This is a genomic window from Mesorhizobium sp. M7A.F.Ca.CA.001.08.2.1 (assembly GCF_003998455.1).
GTDB classification, from domain to species: Bacteria; Pseudomonadota; Alphaproteobacteria; order Rhizobiales; family Rhizobiaceae; genus Mesorhizobium; species Mesorhizobium ciceri.
Genome location: NZ_RZPW01000785.1, coordinates 1 through 2,775 on the forward strand (window position 1 = coordinate 1; position 2,775 = coordinate 2,775).

General features: G+C 62.3%; 2 protein-coding genes and 2 pseudogenes. 2 read left to right on the forward strand and 2 right to left on the reverse strand.

Features of this window, described 5'->3' with window-relative positions:
* A pseudogene (locus EN914_RS30845) lies at positions 1–465 on the reverse strand (phosphoserine phosphatase SerB); the annotation flags it as partial.
* On the opposite strand from EN914_RS30845, the gene miaA reads away from it, so the two are divergent.
* Together miaA and EN914_RS30855 are read left to right on the forward strand one after the other, a co-directional pair.
* A complete protein-coding gene (gene miaA / locus EN914_RS30850; protein WP_024501409.1) occupies positions 455–1,423 on the forward strand; it encodes a tRNA (adenosine(37)-N6)-dimethylallyltransferase MiaA in 969 nt (322 codons plus the stop codon). The pseudogene EN914_RS30845 and the gene miaA overlap by 11 nt on opposite strands.
* 105 nt (positions 1,424–1,528) lie before the next feature.
* Positions 1,529–2,320 (forward strand): GGDEF domain-containing protein, encoded by a 792-nt coding sequence (locus EN914_RS30855; RefSeq protein WP_013531037.1) that lies wholly within the window; start codon positions 1,529–1,531, stop codon positions 2,318–2,320.
* A 217-nt stretch (positions 2,321–2,537) separates the two neighbouring features.
* Here EN914_RS30855 and EN914_RS30865 read toward each other — a convergent pair.
* Positions 2,538–2,775, reverse strand: a pseudogene (locus tag EN914_RS30865) (ATPase); the annotation flags it as partial.

A 2,775-nucleotide genomic window follows, 5' to 3' on the forward strand; every position in this document is an offset into this window, starting at 1 on the left:
CGAGGCCAGCGTCAGGCGATTGGCGACGATGCGATCGACCACGGTGGCGTCGAGGCCCTTCAGCAACGCCACCCGCTCGCGCAAAGCCGGTTCGAAGGCGATCTCGCCATTCATGGATCGCGCGGTAATCGTGGCAACATGATCCTTTACGCCGATCTCGTCGGCCAGCTCGTCGATGCATTCCTGGTCGATCATGGTCGAATCCATGTCGGCGATCAGGATTTTCTTGCGGCGGGTTTCTGCTTCTTGGACGATCACGTCGACCGCCTCGCTGGCGAGTGCCGTGCGCAAGACGGCACTCGCAGCGGCGGCGTCGGCTGCCTCAGGCAGGACGAGATCGCAGGCGATACCTTCAGCCAGCCAGACAACAGCGCTTGCGCCGACCGACCGTGAGGCCATATTCGCAAGCGACAGCGACAAAGCGCGCTCAGTGGGACGGGAAACAAGCGTGGCGATGAGCGGCATGGAACATTCCGGCGGGCAGGCGGGCAAGGGCCGCGTGAAGAACGCGATCCTGATAGCCGGGCCGACCGCCAGCGGCAAGTCGGCGCTTGCGCTCGATCTGGCCGAGCGCAGGGGTGGCGTGATCGTCAACACCGATTCCATGCAGGGCTATTCGGTGCTCGACGTGCTGACCGCCCGGCCGGAGGCGACCGACCTCGCCCGCGCACCGCATTTCCTCTACGGCCATGTCCATCCGGCGACGCCCTATTCCACCGGCGCCTGGCTGCGCGACGTGATGAAACTGATCGACGACGGCACATTCTCCGAACGGACAGCGATTTTTGTCGGCGGCACCGGGCTCTATTTTCGCGCATTGGCCGAGGGCATTTCGGAAATGCCCGACATTCCGCAACGGGTCCGCGACCGTTGGCGCTACGAATTGAAGGAGCAGGGCGCCGTCAAGCTGCACAGCCTGCTGCTGCGCGAGGATTCGGCGGCCGCCATGATGCTCAAGCCAACCGACAGCCAGCGCATCGTGCGGGCATTGGAGGTTCTCGATGCGTCTGGCCGTTCGATCCTGGAATGGCAGGCAGAGCGCGGCCAGCCGCTCATCGACAGGCAAAGCGCGCATTTCCTGGTGATCGAGCCGGATCGGGCGGCGTTGGTCGGACGCATCGACAAACGCTTCGACCAAATGCTGGACAAGGGCGCGCTGGACGAGGTCAAGCGGCTTGCGGCACTTGGCCTCGATCCCGAATTGCCGGCGATGAAAGCGATCGGCGTTCGCGAACTGCAGGCGGCGATGGCCGGAGGGATTGGCTTTCCCGAGGCAATCGAACGCGCCAAGATCGCGACCAGGCAATATTCCAAGCGGCAAACCACCTGGTTCAGGCATCAATTGGGGCCGGAATGGCTGAGGTTGCACCCCGGTGATGATCTGGAAACCACGATCTCAGCGCTTGCTTCCGATGCAACCTGAAAAGTTTACCTGCAAGGAAAGGTTCCCGTTGTGGTTGTCCAAATTAACCCTCCGTAAGCCCGCCCATGCCATAAGGTCGATGGGCACTTTTCCAACGGGGAGCAGATGCGTTTTCACAAGGCGGAATCAGCATTTTTCGTCTTTATATTCGTGATCCTGGCCGCCGGCCTGGTGACGCTGCATGCTTATGGACTTCTGCAGTCCTTCGCCGACGAGTTGCATACGGCTTCGGGTCTGGACAAGGTCATCTATCTCAACAAGCTCTTGTTCGCGACCGGCGTGCTCCTGGCCACGGCGCTGTTCTTCGGCATTTTCTTCATCTATCCGCTGATTCGAAAACAGGCGACGGAGGAGGGCAAGCTGCGCGCCATGACGGTCTCGCTCAGCGCGCGGTCGGAAACACTCGAGCATGCGGCGCTGACCGACGGCCTGACCGGCATGCAGAACCGGCGCTATTTCGATGATGCGCTGAAGGAGTATCTCGAGGAGTTCCGGCGCATCGAAAAGCCCGTCGGGCTGATGATCCTCGATCTCGACCATTTCAAGCAGGTCAACGACACCCACGGCCATGACGTCGGCGACGAAGTGCTCAAGGCCGTCGCAAGCTGTCTCAAGGATATGACGCGCTACCACGATGTGGTGGCGCGATTGGGCGGCGAGGAGTTCGCCGTGGTCACGCCCAACATGGACGCCGAGCTTCTGGGCAAGTTTGCCGAGCGCATCCGCAAGGCGATCGCCAACATGTCGGTGCTGTCGGGCAATGTCCGCCTCAAGATCACCACCAGCGTCGGGCTAGCCGTCTGGGACCGCAAGGAAACAGCGGAAGAGTTCTATCGCCGCGCCGACCGCCAGCTTTACGAGGCGAAGAGGCAAGGCCGTAACCGCGTCTGCGCCTAAAATCCCGTCCCTGAATTCGTGAGGCTGGCCGTCTGGCGCCGTTTTCTGTGCTTCCGATGCTCACGGACTCAAATGTCCGCTCCGCTTCGGTTCTCGAAAACAGCACCACCCGACTCGGCCTGACGAATTCCCTGACGGGATTTACCCAAGCGATCCAGGCAGGGCGCGAGCTTAGCGCGGCTTCTCAATCGGCCGGCAGAACAGCCGGGTCGCAAGCTCAATCGTTTTGCGGGCGCAGGCCGAAGGTTGCGGGCTTGAGGCCGTAGCGCATGTCGAAATCGTCGTCCGATGGCGGGCGTGCGGCGGGTGGCTTGCGGTAGTCGGGGTCGCCGGCCTGGCGGCCTGAATCCACGACCTCGGCGAAGGCCATCGCCTGCTGCGTCGATTTCGGCACGTTGCGCAATCGTTCCACGATCGCCACCAGATCGACATCGTCGCCCGGCTTCGACGTGGCC